Annotated in this window: 7 protein-coding genes; all 7 read left to right on the top strand. The window is 73.5% G+C overall.

The window, feature by feature from the left end; genetic code table 11:
• Positions 1 to 9: 9 nt before the first annotated feature.
• The gene (gene sbnA, locus WMF27_RS11845) at positions 10 to 975 is read left to right on the top strand and encodes a 2,3-diaminopropionate biosynthesis protein SbnA (RefSeq protein ID WP_437768753.1); all 966 of its coding nucleotides are present in this window, start codon (positions 10 to 12) and stop codon (positions 973 to 975) included.
• A 3-nt stretch (positions 976 to 978) separates the two neighbouring features.
• The gene (gene sbnB / locus WMF27_RS11840; protein ID WP_437768754.1) at positions 979 to 1,980 is read left to right on the top strand and encodes a 2,3-diaminopropionate biosynthesis protein SbnB; all 1,002 of its coding nucleotides are present in this window, start codon (positions 979 to 981) and stop codon (positions 1,978 to 1,980) included.
• A gap of 46 nt (positions 1,981 to 2,026) precedes the next feature.
• Positions 2,027 to 14,566, top strand: a complete 12,540-nt coding sequence (locus WMF27_RS11835; RefSeq protein ID WP_437768755.1) for an amino acid adenylation domain-containing protein — start codon at positions 2,027 to 2,029, stop codon at positions 14,564 to 14,566.
• Between the two features lie 106 nt (positions 14,567 to 14,672).
• Positions 14,673 to 15,263, top strand: coding sequence for a cysteine hydrolase family protein (locus WMF27_RS11830; RefSeq protein ID WP_437768756.1), 591 nt, complete (start codon positions 14,673 to 14,675; stop codon positions 15,261 to 15,263).
• Between the two features lie 88 nt (positions 15,264 to 15,351).
• Positions 15,352 to 16,380: a hydrogenase expression/formation protein HypE gene (gene hypE, locus WMF27_RS11825; RefSeq protein WP_437768757.1), complete on the top strand. Its 1,029-nt coding sequence runs from the start codon at positions 15,352 to 15,354 to the stop codon at positions 16,378 to 16,380.
• Complete coding sequence (hypF, locus tag WMF27_RS11820) at positions 16,352 to 18,733, top strand: carbamoyltransferase HypF (protein WP_437768758.1); 2,382 nt, start codon at positions 16,352 to 16,354, stop codon at positions 18,731 to 18,733. Before hypE ends, hypF begins: the two co-directional genes overlap by 29 nt.
• Positions 18,730 to 20,373, top strand: coding sequence for a cyclic peptide export ABC transporter (locus WMF27_RS11815; RefSeq protein ID WP_437768759.1), 1,644 nt, complete (start codon positions 18,730 to 18,732; stop codon positions 20,371 to 20,373). Before hypF ends, WMF27_RS11815 begins: the two co-directional genes overlap by 4 nt.
• Positions 20,374 to 20,376 lie beyond the last annotated feature (3 nt).

Below are 20,376 nucleotides of genomic sequence, written 5' to 3'. Positions count from 1 at the left end.
GAAGCTTGCATGCTTAAACAAGAGCAACTCCTGGCGCGGGCGGCCACGCTCGTCAGCATGCTCCGTGAGACGCCGGTCGTGAAGCTCGAGCACGAGCGGGTCGATCTCTCCGTGAAGCTCGAGTACTGCAACGCGGTCGGGAGCATCAAGGACCGCCCCGCGCTCTGGATCCTGAAGTCGGCGATCGAGCGCGGCGAGATCGACCCGCGGACGGCGATCGTGGAGTCGTCGTCAGGCAACTTCGCGATCGCGCTCGCCGCGTACGCTCGGCTCCTCGGGCTCGACTACATCCCCGTGATCGATCCCCACATCTCCGCGGTGAACGAGCACGTGCTCCGCTCGCTCTGCGCGAGGGTCGTGAAGGTGGAGGAGCGCGACGACACCGGGGGGTTCCTCAAGACGCGGCTCGCGCGGGTGAGGTCGCTCTGCGAAGCGCTCCCCGGCTCGTACTGGCCCAACCAGTACAAGAACCCTGACGGGATGATGGCCCATTTCCACACGACGGGGCGGGAGATCTGCGAGGCGTTCGGTGCCCTCGATTTCGTGTTCGTCGCCGTGAGCTCTGCGGGGACGATCGCGGGGCTCTCGCGGCGCCTGAAGGAGCACTTCCAGGGCGTGAAGATCGTCGCGGTGGACGCCGAGGGCTCGGTGATCTTCGGCGGCCCGCCGCGGCCGCGGCGCATCCCGGGGATCGGCGCGGGGGTCGTCCCGGATCTGCTCCGGGAGGCGCTGATCGACGATGTGGTGATCGTGCCCGAGGTCGAGTCGATCGCCGCGTGCCGGACCCTCCTCGACCGCCACAAGCTGCTCGTCGGCGGCTCGACGGGGACGGTCTACGCCGCGATCCAGCGCTATTTCAGCAAGGCGAGCGGCCTCGCGAGGCCGAAGGTCCTGTTCCTCTGCGCGGACCGCGGCGTGCCTTATCTGGACACGGTTTACAACCCTGCTTGGGCGTCGCGTTACGCCGAGGGATGAGCGATGCGCTTTGGTGTGGTATCTGGCAATGTCATCCGCCGACTCATCGAGGAGAGCCCCGAGGAGTGCGTCAAGGCGGTCGAGGACGTGTACCTCGCAGGCCACCGGGGAGAGGTGGTCTGCCCCAACAGCTATTTCCTCCGCTTCCCCGACCGACCGGACGCGCGGATCATCGCGCTTCCGGCTCACCTCGGCGGTGGTGAGCCCGTGTCGGGGATCAAGTGGATCGCCAGCTATCCGGCGAACATCCGGCAAGGCATCCCCCGCGCGTCGGCGGTGATCGTCCTCAACCGGGCGGACAACGGATATCCGTTCGCGTGCCTCGAGGGCTCGATCATCTCGGCGGCGCGCACCGCGGCGTCGGCGGTCTCGGCCGCGGCGGCGCTCTCCGGGGGGCGGCGCGCGGGCACGCTCGGCATCGTCGGGACGGGGCTCATCGCGCGGTACGTGGTGTCCTTCCTGTCGCGCCTCGGCTGGGAGATCCCGGAGGTGCTCCTGTTCGACACGAACCCCGCGGAGCCAGCGCGGTTCCGCGAGGCCGCCTTCGCGCCGGAGCGGCGCCGCGACGTCCATGTGGCAACGGACCTGGAGACGGTGGTGCGGCGGAGCGATCTCCTCGTCTTCACGACCTCGGCCGCCACGCCGCACGTCCACGATCCGGCCTGGTTCTCGCACGCGCCGGTGGTGCTGCACCTGTCCCTGCGGGACCTGTCGCCGCGCATCGTCCTCTCCTCGTTCAACGTGGTGGACAGCGTCGAGCACGTGATGAGCGCCGGGACGTCGCTGCACCTCGCAGAGCAGGAGTCCGGCGGGCGCGAGTTCGTCACGGGGACGCTCGCCCAGGTGCTCCTCGGGCAGCGCGCGGCGCCGCGGACGAAGCCGATCGTGTTCTCGCCGTTCGGCATGGGGACGCTCGACCTCGCCGTGGCGAGGTGGGCTTACGCGCGCGCCGAGGCGGCAGGCGACGTGGTGTGGATCGACGACTTCTTCGACATGACGCGCTGACGCCAGGCGGGCTTCGCAGGGCGCGACGGCGCGCTGGAGAGTTTCGATGAACGGTGATGTGTTGTTGGGCGATCTGGATCGCTGCCAGACCCTCGTGGATCTCCTCCGGCTGCGCGCGGAGGCCCAGGGCGACGCCCTCGCCTTTCGGTTCCTGACCACCGGAGACGTGGACGGCGGCTCCGAGGAGTGGACGTATCGAGATCTCCACCTCCGCGCGATGGGCATCGCCGCTTCGCTGCAGGCGGCGGGGGCCGCCGCGGACCGCGCGCTGCTCCTCTACGCGCCCGGGCTCGACTTCATCGCGGCGTTCATGGGCTGCGTCTACGCCGGCGTCGTCGCCGTCCCGACGTACCCGCCGAACCCGGCGCAGCTGGATCGCACCCTGCCGCGCCTCCGCGCGATCGCCCGGGACGCCGGCGCGAGGTTCGTGCTGACGACCGGGATGATCGCGTCCCTCTCGGAGGCGCTCCGAGCGCAGGCGCCCGAGCTCTCGGAGCTCCGCTGGATCGCGACGGACGCGCTCGAGCCCGGGGCGGCCTCGGCGTGGCGCGCGCCGGACATCTCGGGGGAGACGCTCGCGTTCCTCCAGTACACGTCGGGCTCCACCGGGCACCCCAAGGGGGTGATGGTGAGCCACGCGAACGTGATCGCCAACGAGCGCGCCATCCGCGCCGGCTTCGAGCACGACGCGGGCTCGTCGGGCGTGGGGTGGCTGCCGCTCTTCCACGACATGGGGCTCATCGGGAACGTGCTGCAGCCGATCTTCGTCGGCTTTCCGTGCACGCACATGTCGCCGCTCGCGTTTTTGGAGAGGCCGCTCCGGTGGCTCAAGGCGATCTCCCATTTCCGCGCCACGACGAGCGGCGGGCCGAACTTCGCGTACGACCTCTGCGCGCGCAAGGCGACCCGGGAGGATCTGGCGGCGCTCGACCTCCGCTCGTGGACGGTGGCGTTCAACGGCGCGGAGCCGATCCGCGCCGAGACGCTCGACCGGTTCGCGGCGGCGTTCGCGCCCTGCGGCTTCCGCCGGGAGGCGTTCTACCCGTGCTACGGGCTCGCGGAGGCGACGCTGTTCGCCTCCGGGGGCCTCCGCGACGCGCAGCCCGCCTGCGCGAGCGTCGACGCCGGCGCGCTCGCGCGAGGGGTCTCGCTCCCGGTGGAGCCGGCCGCCGCGGGGGCGCGGCGGCTCGTGTCGTCCGGGGCGCCCCGGGCGCGCGTCGCCGTCGTGTCGCCGGAGCGCGGCGAGCGCGTCGCGGACGGGCAGATCGGCGAGATCTGGATCGCCGGCCCGAGCGTCGCGGGGGGGTACTGGGGCCGCGCCGAGGAGACGGCGCGCGCGTTCGGCGCGCGCCTCCAGGGCGACGGCGAGGCGTCGTACCTGCGGACGGGGGATCTCGGCTTCCTCTCGGGAGGCGAGCTGTTCGTCACAGGGCGCATCAAGGACCTCATCGTCATCCGGGGGCGAAACCTGTACCCCGACGACATCGAGCGGACCGTGGAGGGGGCGCACCCGCGCGTTCGCCCGGGCTGCTGCGCGGCGTTCTCGATCGAGGTCGGCGGTGAAGAGCGGCTCGGCGTCGCGGCCGAGCTCGACGGCCGCGGCGGCGACCCGCCGCCGGACGTCGTGGAGGCGCTGCGATCGGCGGTCGCCAGGGAGCACGACGTGCAGCCGCACGCGGTGCTGCTGCTCCGCCCTAGGACCCTGCCGAAGACGTCGAGCGGCAAGGTCCAGCGGCACGCGTGCGCCCAGGGCTTCCGCGAGGGGACGCTCGAGACGCTCGCGGTGTCCGTGGCGCAGGAGGCGCCGGCGCCGGCGCCAACGGGGGCCGAGGGCGCGCGCGCGGCGGCCGATCCGGCGCGGATGCTGCGCCTCGCGCTGCGCGCGGTGCCCGCCCCGGCGAGGGTGGGCCTGCTCGTCGACGTGGTGCGCGAGGAGCTCGCCCGGCTCGCGCGGGTGGCTCTCGGGAGCGTCACCCCGACCTCGAAGCTGATGGCGCTGGGGCTCGACTCGCTCGCGAGCGTCGAGCTCCAGGCGCGCTTCGAGGAGCTGCTCGGCGCCGCGGTGCCGCCGCAGCTGCTCTGGCAAGCGACGACGGTCGAGGAGCTCTCGGCGGCGCTCTCGGCGGCGGTCGACGCGCCGGCCGCCGGGCCGGCCCCCGCGCCCGCCGCGGCGGACGGCGAGCCGGCGGAGCTCTCGTCGCACCAGCTCCGCCTGTGGTTCTTCTGCCGGTTCGCTCCGGAGAGCCCGCTCTACCACGTGGTGTTCGGCGCGCGGATCGTCGGGGCGCTCGACGAGCGGCGGCTCGAGGAGAGCCTCGCGGCCGTCGTCCGCCGGCACCCGGCGCTGCGCACGGTGTTCCGCGAGATCGCCGGGGAGCCCCGGCAGATCGTGCTGCCGGAGGTGGCGGTGCCCCTCGCGCGCGCGCGGGTTGTCGACGACACCACGCGCGCGGAGGAGCGCGAGGAGCGCCTGCGCGAGCTCGCCGCGGCGTGGGGCCAGGCGCCGTTCGCGCTCGAGGAGGGGCCGCTCCTCCGGGTGTGCCTGGTCTCGCTCGGCGAGCGCCACCACGTGCTCCTCTTCGCGCAGCACCACCTCGTGACCGACGGCCGGTCGATCGAGGTGCTCGTCCGCGATCTCGCCGCGAGCTACGCCGGCCGCGCGGACGCGCCGGTGCCCCCCCTCGGGTACGCCGACTACGCGCGCGCGCAGCGGGCCGCGCTCGCGCGCATGGACGCGGCGCGGGCCTACTGGAAGGCGAAGCTCGAGGGGCTGCCACGGCTCGAGCTGGGCGCCGAGCGCCGGCGCGCGGCGGCGTCGCCGTTCGCGGGCGGGACGGTCCGCTTCGCGCTCTCCGCGCCGCACGTCGAGGCGGCGCTCGCCGTCGCCCGGGCGGAGAACGCGACGCTCTTCGTCGCGCTGGCCTCCGTCTACGCGGCGCTGCTCCACCGCACGACCGGGCAGGAGGACCTCGGGATCGGCGTCGTCGTCGCCAACCGGAGCCGCCCCGAGCACCAGGGGGTCGTCGGCTTCTTCGCGAACACGGTCGTCCTGCGCGTGGATCTCGGCGGGAGGCCGACGTACCGCGAGCTCGTCCGCCGCGTGCGCCGGACGATGGCCGAGGCGATGGAGCACGCCGAGCTGCCGTTCGACGAGGTCGCGCGCGCCGCGGCCCCGGGGGCGGGGCGGGACGGGGAGCGGGACGCGCTGATCCAGGCGAGCTTCGTGCTGGAGAGCGCCTCGGAGCCGCCGGCGGAGGTCGAGGGGGCGCTGTGGCGGCCCGTGCTCTGGGCCCCCGACGGGGCCGTGGAGGGCACGGCGAAGTTCGATCTGGGGCTGAGCGTGGCGCGCCTCCACGGCGAGCTCGCCGCCGCGCTGGAGTTCCGCGCGGACCGCTTCGCGCGCGACGAGATCGAGCGCATGACGGGCCACCTCGGGGAGCTCCTTCGCTCGGCCGGGGCGGAGCCGGACCGCCCGATCGACGAGCTCCGGCTGCTCTCGCCCGAGGAGGAGCGCTACCTGCTCGCGGGCTGCAACGACACCGCGGCGGCCTTCCCGCGGGACGCCTGCTTCCACGACCTCTTCCGGGAGCAGGCCTCCCGGACGCCCGAGCGGATCGCCGTCGCGTGCGGCGAGCAGCGGCTCTCGTACGCGGAGCTCGACAGCGCAACCGACCGCGTGGCGCGGGCGCTCTCGGCGCGCGGCGTCGGGCCCGATCGCCTGGTCGCGCTGCTGACGCGGCGCGACCTCGACTTCATGCTGCTCGCGCTCGGCGCCTTCAAGGCGGCGGGCGCGTACGTGCCGCTCGATCCCGCGCACCCGGCGCGGCGCAACGCCGACATCCTGGCGCGCGCGGGCTCCCCTCCCCTGCTCGCCGGCGCCGCGATCCCGGGCGCGCTGCTGGACGAGATCGCCGCGGCAGGCGCCGGGGCGATCGAGGTGCTCCCTGCCGGCGCGCTGCTCGCCGGCGCCGCGGCGGAGCGCGGGGCGCCTCCGGCCGCGCGCGCGGAGCACCTCGCCTACGTCATCTTCACGTCCGGATCGACCGGCGCGCCCAAGGGCGCGATGGTCGAGCACCGGGGGATGCTCAACCACCTCTTCGCGAAGGTGCGCTCCCTCGGGCTCGGGCCCGCGGACGTCGTCGCGCAGACCGCGCCGATCACCTTCGACATCTCGGTGTGGCAGCTGCTCTCCCCGCTGCTCGCGGGCGGGACGTGCCGCCTCGTGCCGGACGAGATCGCGACGGACCCCGCGCGGCTGCTCGACGCCGTGGGGGAGCTCGGCATCACCGTCCTGGAGATCGTGCCGTCGCTCCTGCGCGGGGCGCTCGACGAGCTCGAGGCGCGCCCGGGGTGGCGGCCGCGCCTCGACGGCCTGCGGTGGCTCGTGCTCACCGGCGAGGCGCTCCCCCCCGATCTCGCGCGCAGGTGGCTCGCGCTCTACCCGCGGATCCCGCTGATGAACGCCTACGGCCCGACGGAGTGCTCGGACGACGTCGCCCAGCACGTCATCGCCGAGCCCCCGGCGGAGGACGCGGCGTACGTGCCGATCGGCAGCGCGATCCAGAACACGCAGCTCTACGTGCTGGATCGACGGCGGCAGCCCGTGCCGCTCGGCGTCGCCGGCGAGCTGTACGTGGGCGGCGACGGGGTCGGCCGTGGGTACCTCCGCGATCCGGAGCGCACGGCGGCGGCGTTCCTTCCGGATCCGTTCTCCACCGCGTCGGGGGCGCGCCTGTACCGGACGGGCGATCTGGTGCGCCGGCTGCCCGGCGGCGAGCTCGTGTTCCTGGGGCGCATCGACCACCAGATCAAGCTCCGCGGCTTCCGCATCGAGCTCGGCGAGATCGAGGCGGTCATCGCGCGGTGCGCCGGGATCCGCGACGTCGTCGTTGTCGCGCGCGAGGATGCGCCGGGGGACCCGCGGCTCGTCGCGTACGTGGTCCCCGAGGCGCCGTCCTTCGATCCGGGCGCCCTCAAGGACCAGCTCTCGTCGCGCCTGCCGGGCTACATGATCCCGGCCGCGATCGTCGCGCTCGACGCCCTCCCGCTGAGCGCGAACGGCAAGGTGGACCGCAAGGCGCTGCCCGCGCCCACGTGGAGCGCCCCGGGTGAGCTCGCGGCGCAGACGGCGCCGCGCACCGGCCTGGAGCAGGCGATCGGCGAGGTGTGGCGCGCCGTCCTCGGCCTCGATCGGGTCGGCGTCCACGACGACTTCTTCGCAATCGGCGGCCACTCCCTCTCGGCCACGCGCGCGGCGGCCCGCCTGCGCGACGTGCTCGGCGTCGACGTCGGCGTCCGGTCGCTCTTCGAGGCGCCGACCATCGCCCGGCTCGCCGCGCACATCGAGCGGTCGACCCGGGGGGAGGCGCGCCGGGCGCAGGCGCCCCTCGCGCCGGCGCCGCGCGTCGGCGAGGAGGCGCCGCTGTCCTTCGCGCAGCAGCGGCTGTGGTTTCTGGATCAGCTCGAGCCCGAGAGCGCCACGTACAACGTGCCCGCGGCGCTCCGCCTGCGCGGCGCGCTCGACCTCACGGCGCTCGCGCGCGCGATCGCCGAGGTCGTGCGGCGGCACGAGGTGCTGCGCGCGACGATCCACGCGGTCGACGGCCGCCCTGTCCAGCGCTTCCAGGGCGCTCGCGAGACGCCGGACGCGTGGCCCCTCCCCCTCGTCGACCTCTCGGAGGTACCCGCCGGCGATCGGGAGGATGCTTTACAAAGCGACGCATCGCGGGAGGCCGCGAGGCCGTTCGACCTGGAGAACGGTCCGCTCCTGCGCGCGACGCTCTTCCGGCTCGCGCCCGACGAGCACGTGCTCGTCGTCACGCTCCACCACATCGCCTCGGACGGGTGGTCGCTCGGCGTGCTCGCGCACGAGCTCACGACGGCGTACACCGCGTTCGCGAGAGATGCGGCGCCGGCGCTCCGCCCGCTGCCGGTCCAGTACGCCGACTACGCCGCCTGGCAGCGGCAGGAGCTCGCCCCGGAGGTGCTCCAGGCAGAGCGGGAGATCTGGCGTCGGCGGCTCGACGGCGCGCCGCCGCTCGACCTCCCGACGGACCGCCCCCGCCCCGCGGCGCGCTCGTCGCGCGGGCGCACGCATCGCTTCGCGCTGCCGCAGGACCTCGCCGCGGCCCTCCGGCGCCGGAGCCAAGAGCTCGGGGCCACGCTGTTCATGACGCTCCTCGCCGCCTTCGAGGCGCTGCTCCACCGGTACAGCGGACAGCAGGACTTCTGCGTCGGCACGCCGGTGGCCGGCCGCGGGCGGACCGAGCTCGAGCCGCTCATCGGGCTGTTCGTCAACACCCTTGTCCTGCGCGCGCGGCTCGACGGCGACCCCACCTTCGCGGAGCTCGTCGGCCGCGTGAAGGCGGACGCGCTCGAGGCGTACGCCCACCAGGATCTGCCGTTCGAGATCGTCGTCGACGCGCTCGCCGTGGAGCGGGATCTCAGCCGGAACCCGCTGTTCCAGGTGATGTTCGCGCTCCAGAACGTCCCCCCGCCCGCGCTGACGCTGCCGGGCGTCGAGGCGTCGCCGGTCCCGCTCGACGTGGAGCGGGCGCGGTTCGATCTCACGCTCTTCCTCACCGAGTCGGGCGACGTGATCGAGGGCGCCCTCGAGTTCGATCTCGATCTGTTCGACCCCCAGACCGCCGCGCGGCTCGCGGGGCACTACGAGACGATCCTCCGCGCCGTGGCCTCGGACCCGGGAGCGCGGGTCGCCGAGCTCCCGCTCCTCACGGCGGGCGAGCGGCGCGAGCTCCTCATCGCGTGGAACGCGACGAGCGCGCCGCCGCCGCCCGCCGCGTGCCTGCACGAGCTCTTCGACGCGCAGGCCGAGCGGTCGCCCGGGGCCGTGGCCGTGGCGTCCGAGGCCGGCGAGCTCACGTACCGCGAGCTCCGCCGCCGCGCCGACGCGCTCGCCCATCGGCTGCGCGCGCTCGGCGTGCGGCCGGAGATGCGCGTGGGCCTGTGCGTGCGGCGGACGCTCGACATGGTCGTGGCCCTCTGGGCCATCTTCAAGGCCGGCGGCGTCCACGTGCCGCTCGACCCGGGCTACCCGCGGCAGCGGCTGCAGGTGATCCTGGAGGACGCGGCGGCGCACCTGCTCGTGACCGAGCGCGCGCTGTCGGGGCTCGTGCCGGCAGGGTCGGCCGAGGTGCTCCTGCTCGACGAGATCGTCGCGGGCGCAGACGACGTGGAGGACGCGCAGGGCGGGGCGGGCGATGCGCTGCCGGCGGGGCGGCCCGACCAGGCGGCGTACCTCATCTACACCTCCGGCTCGACGGGCCGGCCCAAGGCCGTCGTGATCGAGCACCGCCAGGCCGCCGCGCTCGCGTGGTGGGCCAGGCGGGTGTTCTCGGACCAGGAGCTCGCGGGCGTGCTCGCGTCCACGTCCACGTGCTTCGATCTCTCGGTCTTCGAGCTCGTCGTCCCGCTCTGCTGGGGCGGCAAGATCGTCCTCGCCGACGACGCGCTCGCGCTGCCCGCGCACCGGCGCCGCGACGAGGTCACGCTCGTCAACACGGTGCCCTCCGCCGCGGCGGCGCTCCTCGCGGTGTCGGGCATCCCCGGATCGGTGCGGACCGTGTGCCTCGCCGGCGAGCCGCTCCGCGCCTCGCTCGCGCGCGACGTGCTCGCGCTTCCGCACGTCGAGCGGCTCCTGAACCTCTACGGCCCCAGCGAGACAACGACGTACTCGACAGGCGCGACCGTGACCGCCGCGGCGCGCCCGACGATCGGCAGGCCCATCGACCACACCCAGGTCTACGTGCTCGACGCGCGGCTGCAGCCGGTGCCCGTCGGCGTCGCCGGGGAGCTCTACATCGCCGGCGCCGGCGTCGCGCGCGGCTACCTGGGGCGCGACGAGCTGACGGCCGAGCGGTTCGTCCCCTGCCCGCTCGAGGAGGCCCGCGGCGCGCGGATGTACCGCACCGGCGACCGCGCGCGCTGGCTCGCGAGCGGAGAGCTCGAGTACCTCGGGCGGCTCGATCATCAGGTGAAGATCCGCGGCTTCCGCGTCGAGCCGGCGGAGACCGAGGCCGCGCTCGCGGCGCACCCGGACGTGCGCGAGGCGCTCGTGCTCGCGCGGGACGACGGCCCCTCGGGCCGCTGGCTCGTCGCCTACCTCCTCGTCCGGCGGCCGGTGGACGCGCAGGCGCTGCGGGCGCTCGTCGCCGAGCGGCTGCCGGAGCCGTTCGTCCCGTCCGCCTTCGTCGAGCTCGACGCCTGGCCGCTCAACGCCAACGGCAAGGTGGACAGGAAGGCGCTCCCGGCGCCCAGTCGACCGGAGATCGCGCCGGGCACCGCCGGCGAGGCGCGGCGCGCGCCGGCGACGCCGACCGAGCAGGCCCTCGCGGGCGTCTGGAGCGAGGTGCTCGGCCGCGGCGGCATCGGGGCGACCGACGACTTCTTCGCGCTCGGAGGGCACTCCCTCCTCGCGGCCCAGGTCATCGCGCGCGCGCGGCGGCTGTTCGGCGTCGCTCTGCCGCTGCGCGCCGCCTTCGACGCGCCGACGGTCGCCGCCCTCGCCGAGCGCATCGATCGGGCGAGGCTGGACGGGCGCCGCTGCGCGCCCGAGCCGCTCCGCCCGGCGCCCCGGGGCGGCGACGCGCCGCTGTCCCACGCCCAGCAGCGCCTCTGGTTCATCGAGGCGCTCCAGCCGGGCACGGCGGTCTACAACATGCCGATCGGGGTCCTGCTCCGCGGGCCGCTCGACCGCGCCGCCCTCGAGCGGAGCCTCGATCGGGTGGTCGCGCGCCACGAGGCGCTGCGCACCCGGATCGAGGCGCCCGACGGCCAGCCGTTCCGGGTCGTGCTCCCCGAGGCGCGCCTCGAGCTGCGGCTCGTCGACCTGTCCGCCGTCCCCCGGCACGAGCGGGACCGGGCGGCGCAGCGCGCCGCGGAGGACGAGGCGCGGCGGCCGTTCGATCTCGCCTCGGGCCTGCCGATCCGCGCGGCGCTGATCCGCCTCTCCGACGAGGCGCACGTGCTGCTCCTCACGGCGCACCACATCGCCTGCGACGGCGGCTCGATCCCCGTCCTGTTCCGCGACCTGTCCGCCTTCTACGAGGCCGCGCGCGCTGGCCACGCGGCGGATCTGCCGCCCCTCCCGGTGCAGTACGCCGACGTCGCGATCTGGCAGCGCGCCCAGGCCGACGCGTGGCGGGGGCAGCTCGAGTACTGGAAGCGGCAGCTGTCCGACCTGGAGCCGCTCGAGCTCCCCACCGACAGGCCGCGCGGCAGCGCCCTCTCCCACCGCGGCGACACCGTCCCGGTGCGCCTGCCCGCGCCGCTCGTCGAGGCCCTCCGCGCGCTCGGCAGGCGCGAGGGCGCGACGATGTTCATGGTGCTCCTCGCCGGCTTCGTCGCCCTCCTGCACCGCTACACGGGCCGCGCCGGCGTTGCGGTCGGCTCGCCGGTCTCCGGCCGCACGCAGGTCGAGATGGAGCCGCTCATCGGCTTCTTCGTCAACCTGCTCGTCCTGCGCGTCCGCGTCGACGACGACCCCACGTTCGTCGAGCTCGTGCGTCGGGTCCGGCAGGCGACGCTCGAGGCCCAGGAGCACCAGGACGTCCCGTTCGAGCAGGTCGTGGACGCGCTTCAGGTGAAGCGCGACCTCGGCCGCACCCCGCTCTTCCAGGCGGCCTTCGCGTTCCAGGGCGCGCCGGAGCGCCCGCGGAGGCTCGGCGACCTCGACGCCTCGCCGTTCGAGGTCGACACAGCGACCGCGAAGTTCGACCTCCTGCTCGCGCTCGAGGAGGACGACAAGGCCGTCTCCGGCGGCATCGAGTTCAGCGTCGACCTGTTCGACCGGGCCACGATCGAGCGCTGGCGGGGCCACCTCGAGGCCCTGCTCGCGGCGAGCGCCGCGCAGCCCGAGCTGCGCGTCGGCGACCTGCCGCTGCTCGGGCGCGACGAGCGCGACCTCGTGCTGCACGCGTTCAGCGGAGGCCGATCGGCGCAGCCCGCCCCGGAGGCCGCGTGCGCGCACCGCCTGGTCGAGGCGCAGGCCAGGGAGGCGCCCGGGCGGGCCGCGCTCCTCTTCGAGGGGGCGACGGTGAGCTACGGCGAGCTCGACCGCCGGGCCAACCAGCTCGCGCACCACCTCCGCGCCCGCGGCGTGCGGCGCGGCGCGCTGGTCGGCGTGTGCCTGCCGCGCTCGCCCAACATGATCGTCGCGCTGCTCGCGGTGCTGAAGGCCGGCGGCGCGTACGTGCCGCTCGACCCGACCTACCCGCGCGACCGGCTCGCCTTCATGATCGAGGACGCGCGCCCCGCGCTGCTCGTCGCGCAGCCGGAGCTCCTCGCCGCGCTGCCCGCGGCGCTCCCGCCGGTCGTGCGGCTCGGGGAGAGCGAGCCCGCCTTCCCGCACGAGCGGACCGACGCCCCCGACGCCGGGTCGCTCCCCGAGGACCTCGCGTACGTCATCTACACCTCCGGCTCGACAGGGCGCCCGAAGGGGGTGCTCATCGAGCACCGCTCGCTCTCCGCGTTCGCCGTGGCGCAGCGCAAGCTGCTCGGCGTCGAGCCGGGGACCCGCGTCCTCCAGTTCACCCGGCTGAGCTTCGACGTCTCCGTGATGGAGATCTTCGTGCCGCTCTCCGCGGGCGGCGTCGTGTGCCTCGCACGCGCCGAGGCGCTCATGCCCGGGCCCGGGCTCGTCGACCTCCTGCGCGAGCAGCGGATCCAGGTGGCGTCGCTGACCCCCTCGGCGCTCATGGCGGTCGGCTTCGACACGCTCCCGGACCTGCGCGTGCTGTGCGTGGCCGGCGAGGTGTGCCCCGCGGAGCTGCCGCGGCGGTGGGCGCGCGGCCGGCGGTTCGTCAACGGATACGGCCCCACCGAGGCGACGGTGCTCGCGACCGCGGCCGAGTACGCGCCCGACGTCGCGCGGCCCACGATCGGCCGCCCGCTGCCGAACACGCAGGTGTACGTGCTCGACCCGCGGGGCCAGCCGGCGCCCGTCGGCATCCCCGGCGAGCTCCACATCGGCGGGATCGGCCTCGCGCGGGGCTACCTGAACCGCGACGACCTCACCGCGGCGCGCTTCGTGCGCGCGGCGTTCCCCGAGGCGCAGGGGGCGCGGCTCTACCGCACGGGCGATCTCGTGCGGTGGCTGCCGAGCGGCGAGATCGACTTCCTCGGCCGGCTCGACGAGCAGGTCAAGATCCGGGGCTTCCGGATCGAGCTCGGCGAGATCGAGGCGGTGCTCGCGTCGCACCCCGACGTGACCGAGGCGGCGGTGGTCACCCGGGAGCACGCCCCGGGCGACGTGCGGCTCGCGGCCTTCTTCATCCCGCGCGGCGGGATCCCGCGCGGCAGGCGCGCCGCGACGAGCGACGCGCTGCGCGGGTACCTGTCCGACCGGCTGCCCGACTACATGGTCCCGCCGGTCATCGCGCCGGTCGAGCGGTGGCCGCAGACCCCGAGCGGCAAGATCGATCGCCGGGCGCTCGCCGCGTCCGTGCCCGCGGCGCTCGCGGCGCTCGCGGGCGGAGCGCGCGTCCCGCCGAGGACCGGGCTCGAGCTGGAGCTCTGCGCGCTGTTCGAGGAGCTCCTCGGCGAGGGCGGCGTCGGCGTGACCGACGACTTCTTCTCGCTCGGCGGGCACTCGCTGCTCGCGGTGCGGCTCATGGCCGAGATCCGCGGGCGCTTCGGCCGCGATCTGCCGCTCACGAGCCTGTTCCGCGCGCCGACGGTGGAGGGCCTCGCGGCGCTCCTGCGCGAGGATCGGGGAGCGCCGCGGGGCCGCACCTCCGTCGTGGTCCCGCTCCACGCGGGCGGCGCCCGCGCGCCTCTCTTCTTCGTTCACCCCATCGGCGGCAACGTCCTCTGCTACGCGGATCTGGCCCGCGAGCTCGGGCGGGATCGGCCCTTCTACGGCATCCAGGCGTTCGGGCTGGAGACCCCACCGCGGCCGCTCGCCAGCGTCGGTGAGATGGCCGAGGCGTACTGCGAGGAGCTCCGCCGCGTCCAGCCCGAGGGGCCGTACCTGCTCGGCGGCTGGTCGATGGGCGGCGTGGTGGCGTTCGAGATGGCGCGCGTGCTCGAGCGCAGCGGGCATCGCGTGGCCGCCGTCGTCCTCCTGGACGCGTACCTCCCCCCGTTCGACGAGCCCGGCGACGACCTCCCGCCGATCGCGCAGTTCGCCGCGGATCTCGCGCGGATCGCGGGCGCGCCGGCCGCCGCGGCGCTCGCTTGGCCAGACGGCGGCGCGGCCGACGCCGCGTGGCTGCTGGAGCGCGCGCAGAAGCTCGGCGCGCTGCCCCGCGGCACGACGCTCGGCGAGCTGGAAGCGCTGCTCGATGCGTTCCAGCGGAACGCGGCGCTGCTCGCGCGCTACGCGCCCGGCGAGGTCTCGGCCCGGGTCGAGCTCTTCCGCGCCGAGGACTCACCGCACAGGGATCCGCGGCCCGCGTGGGCGAAGTGGGCCCCCGGCCTGCGGAGCCACGTCGCGGCCGGCGACCACTACACGCTGCTCCGGAGACCGCACGTCGGCGCGCTCGCCGAGCGCCTCCGGGCCGCGCTGCTCGAGGCGGACCCCGGCGCCCCGCGCGAAGGCGCCGGAGCCGCCCGGCCGCCGGGGTGATCGGCGCTCGCGCCGCCACGCTTCGCCGCCCTGCCGCGCTCGTTGCCAGGCAAGGGCCTTTGACTGACTCGTCTCGAATCCATCAACCGAATCCAAGAGGACCATCATGCCCAACATCGCAGTGCTCACCAACGACCTTCAGTACGAGTTCATCGACAAGATGCCGGGAGGTCGCGAGCTCCTCTCCAGGGTGGCGCCGCAGTTCAACATGTTCCTCGGCGCCATCCGCGCCCTGGGGCACGCCGTCGTCCACCTCCAGCTCATCAACGATCCGACCGATCCGCAGATCCAGCGCCGCTTCCGCGGGAAGGAGATCCCGGCGATCAAAGGCACGCCCAACGCCGAGCTGATCAAGGACTTCGTCCATCCGTCCGACATCGTGATGGTCAAGCACCGCGACAGCGGGTTCTACGAGACGCCCCTCGACGACAAGCTGAAGGAGCTCGGCGTCAAGACGATCCTCGTCACGGGCATCCAGACCCAGATCTGCGTGCAGACCACGGCGGCGGACGGCTTCTTCCGCGGGTACAAGGTGTGGGTCCCCGAGGATGGCGTGTTCTCCCTCAAGGAGGAGGACAAGAAGCGCTCCCTCGAGTGGATGGCGTCGTACTGCGCGGCGATCGCCCCCGGCGCGGAGATCATCAAGCGCCTGCGCCAGAGCGACGACCTGCCGAGCCGGGAAGAGCTGCTCGGCTGACAAGGCACGACGAGGCCGCGGAGCCGCGCGGCCTCGTCTCTTTCACGACCCTCACCGCAGCTCTGCGGTGCCAACGCTGGAGCCTCACATGACGAAAGAACACGCGAAAGAGAACGAAGAGGTCGTCCTCGACCACGGGACGGGCGCCCGCCTGAGCCGGGAGCTCGTCGAGCGGATCGCCGCGACGCTCGGCGACACGTACATCGGCGCGATGGAGGACAGCGCGATCCTGGAGGTGCCCACCGGCCGGATCGCCGTCACCACGGATTCGTTCGTGGTCACGCCGCTGTTCTTCGGCAACGGCGATATCGGCAAGGTCGCCGTCTGCGGCACCGTCAACGATCTCGCGGTCAGCGGCGCGAGGCCCCTCTACCTGACCCTGGGCCTCATCATCGAGACGGGCTTCCCGATCCCCTTGCTCATCCGCGCCCTCGAGTCGGCGCGCGACGCGGCGAGGGAGGCCGGCGTGAAGATCGTCGCCGGCGACACCAAGGTCGTCGGCAAGGGCGAGGCCGACCGGCTCTTCATGAACACGACCGGCGTGGGCGTCTTCGAGCGCCCGCCGCTCGTGAGCCGCGCCGTGCGGCCCGGCAACAAGATCATCGTGAGCGGGTATCTCGGCAACCACTCCATCCACCTGCTCTCGGTCCGCGAGGGGCTCGGCTTCGAGAAGCGGGTGCAGAGCGACTGCGCGCCGCTCAACGGGCTCATCGACGCGGTCCTCAAGGGCGTGCCCCAGGGCGCCGTGGCGGCGATCCGCGACGTGACGCGCGGCGGCCTGTGCGCCGTCCTCCACGAGTTCGCCCGCGCCTCGGGCGCCGAGCTCTCCTTCACGCGCGCGGCGCTGCCCGTGCTGCCGGAGGCCGTCATGGCGGCCGACATGCTCGGCATCAACCTCATCCACCTCGCCAACGAGGGGTGCCTCTGCCTGTTCGTGGAGGCGGACAAGGCGGGTGACGTGCTCGGGATCCTCCGCGCGCACCCCTACGGCCGCAACGCCGCGGTCATCGGCGAGGTCAAGGCCGCGACGGAGCCCGTCGTGTCCATGACCGAGCCCGATGGGACTCAAACCCTGCTCGAGGAGCTCTATGGAGCCGAACTCCCCCGACTCTGCTGACGCTCGGCCGGTGATCGTGACCCGCCGATTCCGGGTCTCGGGCATCGTCCAGGGCGTCGGCTTCCGGCCCTTCGTGCACCGGCTCGCCCGCGCCGTCGGTGCGCGCGGCTGGGTCCTCAACGACTCCCGCGGCGTGCTGCTCGAGCTGCAGGCCGGCGACGAGGCGATCCAGGCGTTCCTGCGCGCGCTCGTCGAGTCGCCCCCGCCGCTCGCCCGGATCACCGGCGTCCGCGAGGAGGCGCTCGCCGAGCCCGCCCCCCGGCACGACGACTTCCAGATCCGCGGCAGCGTGGATCTGCGCAGCACCGACACGCTCATCCCGCCCGACTCGGACGTCTGCGCCGACTGCCTGCGGGAGCTCAGGGACCCTTCGAACCGCCGTCACCGCTACCCGTTCATCAACTGCACCCATTGCGGGCCGCGCTACTCGATCATCTGCGACATGCCGTACGACCGGCCGCAGACCACGATGAAGAGCTTCCCGATGTGCCCCGCCTGCGCGGCCGAGTACGAGGACATCGAGGATCGGCGCTACCACGCGCAGCCGAACGCGTGCCCCGCGTGCGGCCCCCGGCTCACGCTCACCGATCGGCTCGGCGCGCCGATCGCGGCGGAGGACGCGGTGCGCTTCGCCATCGAGCGGCTCCGCGAGGGCGCGCTCTTCGCGGTGAAGAGCCTCGGCGGCTTCCACCTCGTCGCGGACGCGCGCAACGAGGCGGCGGTGCGGGAGCTGCGCCGGCGCAAGCGCCGCGACGCCAAGCCGTTCGCGATCATGGTGGCCGACGCCGAGGCGGCGAGCCGCCATGTCTCGCTCAGCGACCCGGAGCGGGCGCTGCTCGAGAGCCGGCAGCGCCCCATCGTGCTCCTGCGCAGGCGGCCAGGCGCCCTGTCCGAGGCGATCGCCCCGAGGAACCCGAGCTTCGGCGTCATGCTGCCCTCGACGCCGCTGCACTACCTCCTGCTCGAGGACCCGGCGCTCGACGTCCTCGTCATGACGAGCGGGAACCTCTCCGGACACCCCATCGCGTTCGACAACGACACGGCGCTCTCGCAGCTGCGCGACATCGCGGATTACTTCGTCCTGCACGACCGCGATATCCGCACCCGCGTCGACGACTCCGTCGTCCGGCTCACGGAGGCGGAGGGGCTCGACGCGCCGCTCGTCTCGTTCATCCGGCGCTCGCGGGGCTACGCCCCGTACCCGATCCACCTCCCGCAGGACGTCGGCGCGGTCGTCGCCCTCGGCGGCGAGCTGAAGACCACCGTCGCGGTCGGCAAGGACAACCAGGTCTTCATCAGCCAGCACATCGGCGATCTCAAGAACGACGCGACGTTCGGCGCGCACATCGACTGTTCGTCGCACGTCCAGCGGCTCCTGTCCGTGCAGACGGACACGGTCGCTTGCGATATGCACCCGGCGTTCCGCTCCACGCGGGCGGCGAGGCGCCAGGCCGGCGCGGAGGTCGCGACGGTGCAGCACCACCACGCCCACATGGCCGCCTGCATGGCGGAGAACGGGCTGAACGAGCGGGTGATCGGCGTCATCTTCGACGGCTCCGGCTACGGCCTCGACGACACCATCTGGGGCGGCGAGTTCCTGGTCGGCGACTACCGCGAATTCGTGCGCGCCGGTCACCTCCGGCCGATGTACCTCCTCGGCGGCGACAAGGCGGTCAAGGAGCCCATCCGCGTCGCGATCTCGCTGCTCGTGGAGACGTTCGGTGAAGAGCTCGGCGGGATCCGCGTCCCGGCGCTCCTGGACGTCGCGGAGGAGCGCCGCGACGTCTTCGTGAAGATGGCGCAGCGGCGGCTGAACGCGACGGCCACGACGAGCATGGGCCGGCTGTTCGACGGCGTGTCCTCGCTCCTCCGCATCTGCCACGAGGTCGAGTACGAGGCGCAGGCCGCCATCGAGATGGAGGCGCTGCTCGACAGGGACTTCCGGACCGCGCCGCCGCTCCAGTACGGGATAGACGAGCGGGACGGCCGCCTCGTGGTCGACTACCGGCCTCTCGTCCGGGATCTCCTGCGCGCGCTCGACCAGCCGGACGCCACGCCCAGGCACCTCAGCCGCCGGTTCCACTCGACGATCGTGGACGTGATCGCCGCGGTGTGCCTGCGCCTGGCCGACAAGTTCGACGTGCGCCGCGTGGTCATGAGCGGCGGAGTCTTCATGAACGAGTTCGTCCTGATCAACGCGCTCCGGCGCCTGAAGAGCGAGGGGCTCACCCCGTATTGCCACCGGCTGGTCCCGCCGAACGACGGCGGGATATCGCTCGGCCAGATCCTTGTCGCGGCCGCCCGCGGCCCGTCGGCGCGAGGGGAGCGCCCCACCACCACCGAGCGTCCATGAAGCTCCTCGCGTTCGTCGCCGGCTACTCCCGGCGGATCCTCGTCCTCGCGATCGTCGCGGGGGCGCTCTGCGGCGCCTGCAACACGGCGCTCCTCGTGCTGATCAACGAGGCGCTTCAGGGCAAGCGCGGCGCGGTGATGTGGAGCTTCGCCGCGGTGTGCCTGCTGCTCCCGTTCGCCCGCTACCACTCGGAGATCCTGCTCACGCGCCTCAGCCAGGGGGCGCTCTTCGACCTCCGGGTGAAGATCTGCCGGAAGATCCTCGGCGCGCCGCTCCGCCAGATCGAGGAGATCGGCCCGTCACGTGCGCTGACCGCGCTCACGGACGATGTCCCCGTGATCACCACGGCGCTGATGCAGATCCCGATCGTCTGCATCAACCTGGTCATCGTGGTCGGAGGCCTGCTCTACATGGGGTGGATGTCTCCTGTCATGCTGGCCTCGGTGCTGGCGCTCATCGTCCTTGGGATCGTCGGGTATCAGCTCCCGATGAGCCGGGCGACACGGCATTTCCGCCGCGCGCGCGAGGCGACCGAGGAGCTGATGAAGACCTTCCGCGCGCTCACGCGCGGCGTGAAGGAGCTGAAGCTCCACGCGCGGCGCCGCGAGGCGTTCCTCGCGACGTCGCTCGAGGGGGAGGCCGGCGTCGTCCAGGCGAGCAACCTGCGCGGCATGGTCGCGCTCACCGCCGCGAACGGGTGGGGCCAGGCGATGGTGTTCACCATCATCGGCGTGACGCTCTTCGTCGTGCCGCTCTTCCAGGAGGCGAGCGCCGAGGCGTCGATCGGCTACGCCCTCGTCCTCCTCTACCTGATGACGCCCATGCAGGTCCTCATCGGCGCGCTCCCGGCCCTGAGCCGCGCGGGCATCGCCGTGCAGAAGGTCGAGGACCTGGGCGCGAGCCTCAGGGTCGAGGCGAGCGGGGCAGAGGCAGGGGCAGCGCTCCCCGAGAGGTGGAAGCGGCTGGAGCTCGCCGGGGTCACGCACGCCTACAGATCCGAGGGAAAGGACGACACCTTCACGCTGGGCCCCATCCACCTCAGCGTGCGGCGCGGCGAGCTGATCTTCCTCGTCGGAGGCAACGGCAGCGGCAAGACGACCCTCGCGAAGCTGATCGCGGGCCTTTACGCGCCCGAGTCGGGCCAGATCCGGCTCGACGGCGAGGCGATCACCGACCGGAACCGGCAGGCGTACCGGGAGCTCTTCTCGGTGGTGTTCTTCGATTTCCACCTGTTCGAGCGCCTGATCGGGCTCGACTCTCCCGAGCTCACCCAGCGCGCGCGGGGTTACCTCTCTCGCCTGCAGCTCGATCACAAGGTGTCTGTCGAGGGGGGCGTCCTCTCCACGACGTCGCTGTCGCAGGGGCAGAGAAAGCGCCTCGCGCTGCTCACTGCCTACCTGGAAGACCGGCCGGTCTACCTGTTCGACGAGTGGGCGGCGGACCAGGATCCGGTGTTCAAGGACGTCTTCTACCGCCAGATCCTCCCGGAGCTCAGGGCCAGCGGCAAGACGATCCTCGTCATCAGCCATGACGACAGGTACTTCGGGCTGGCGGATCGCGTCCTCAAGATGGACTTCGGCCAGCTCGTCGGCGATGCCCAGGTGACCGCGAGATCGGACGAGACATACGCCAGCGCCTGAGTT

Source organism: Sorangium sp. So ce281 (assembly GCF_051527395.1).
Taxonomy (GTDB): domain Bacteria; phylum Myxococcota_A; class Polyangia; order Polyangiales; family Polyangiaceae; genus Sorangium; species Sorangium cellulosum_B.
This window is presented reverse-complemented; position numbering and strand designations above follow the sequence as displayed.

What these genes read in the sequence shown, in the direction of transcription:
- hypE (WP_437768757.1), top strand. Translation starts at nt 15,352, where the DNA reads ATGACGAAAGAACACGCGAAAGAGAACGAAGAGGTCGTCCTCGACCAC.
- WMF27_RS11830 (WP_437768756.1), top strand. Translation starts at nt 14,673, where the DNA reads ATGCCCAACATCGCAGTGCTCACCAACGACCTTCAGTACGAGTTCATC.
- hypF (WP_437768758.1), top strand. Translation starts at nt 16,352, where the DNA reads ATGGAGCCGAACTCCCCCGACTCTGCTGACGCTCGGCCGGTGATCGTG.
- sbnA (WP_437768753.1), top strand. Translation starts at nt 10, where the DNA reads ATGCTTAAACAAGAGCAACTCCTGGCGCGGGCGGCCACGCTCGTCAGC.
- sbnB (WP_437768754.1), top strand. Translation starts at nt 979, where the DNA reads ATGCGCTTTGGTGTGGTATCTGGCAATGTCATCCGCCGACTCATCGAG.
- WMF27_RS11815 (WP_437768759.1), top strand. Translation starts at nt 18,730, where the DNA reads ATGAAGCTCCTCGCGTTCGTCGCCGGCTACTCCCGGCGGATCCTCGTC.
- WMF27_RS11835 (WP_437768755.1), top strand. Translation starts at nt 2,027, where the DNA reads ATGAACGGTGATGTGTTGTTGGGCGATCTGGATCGCTGCCAGACCCTC.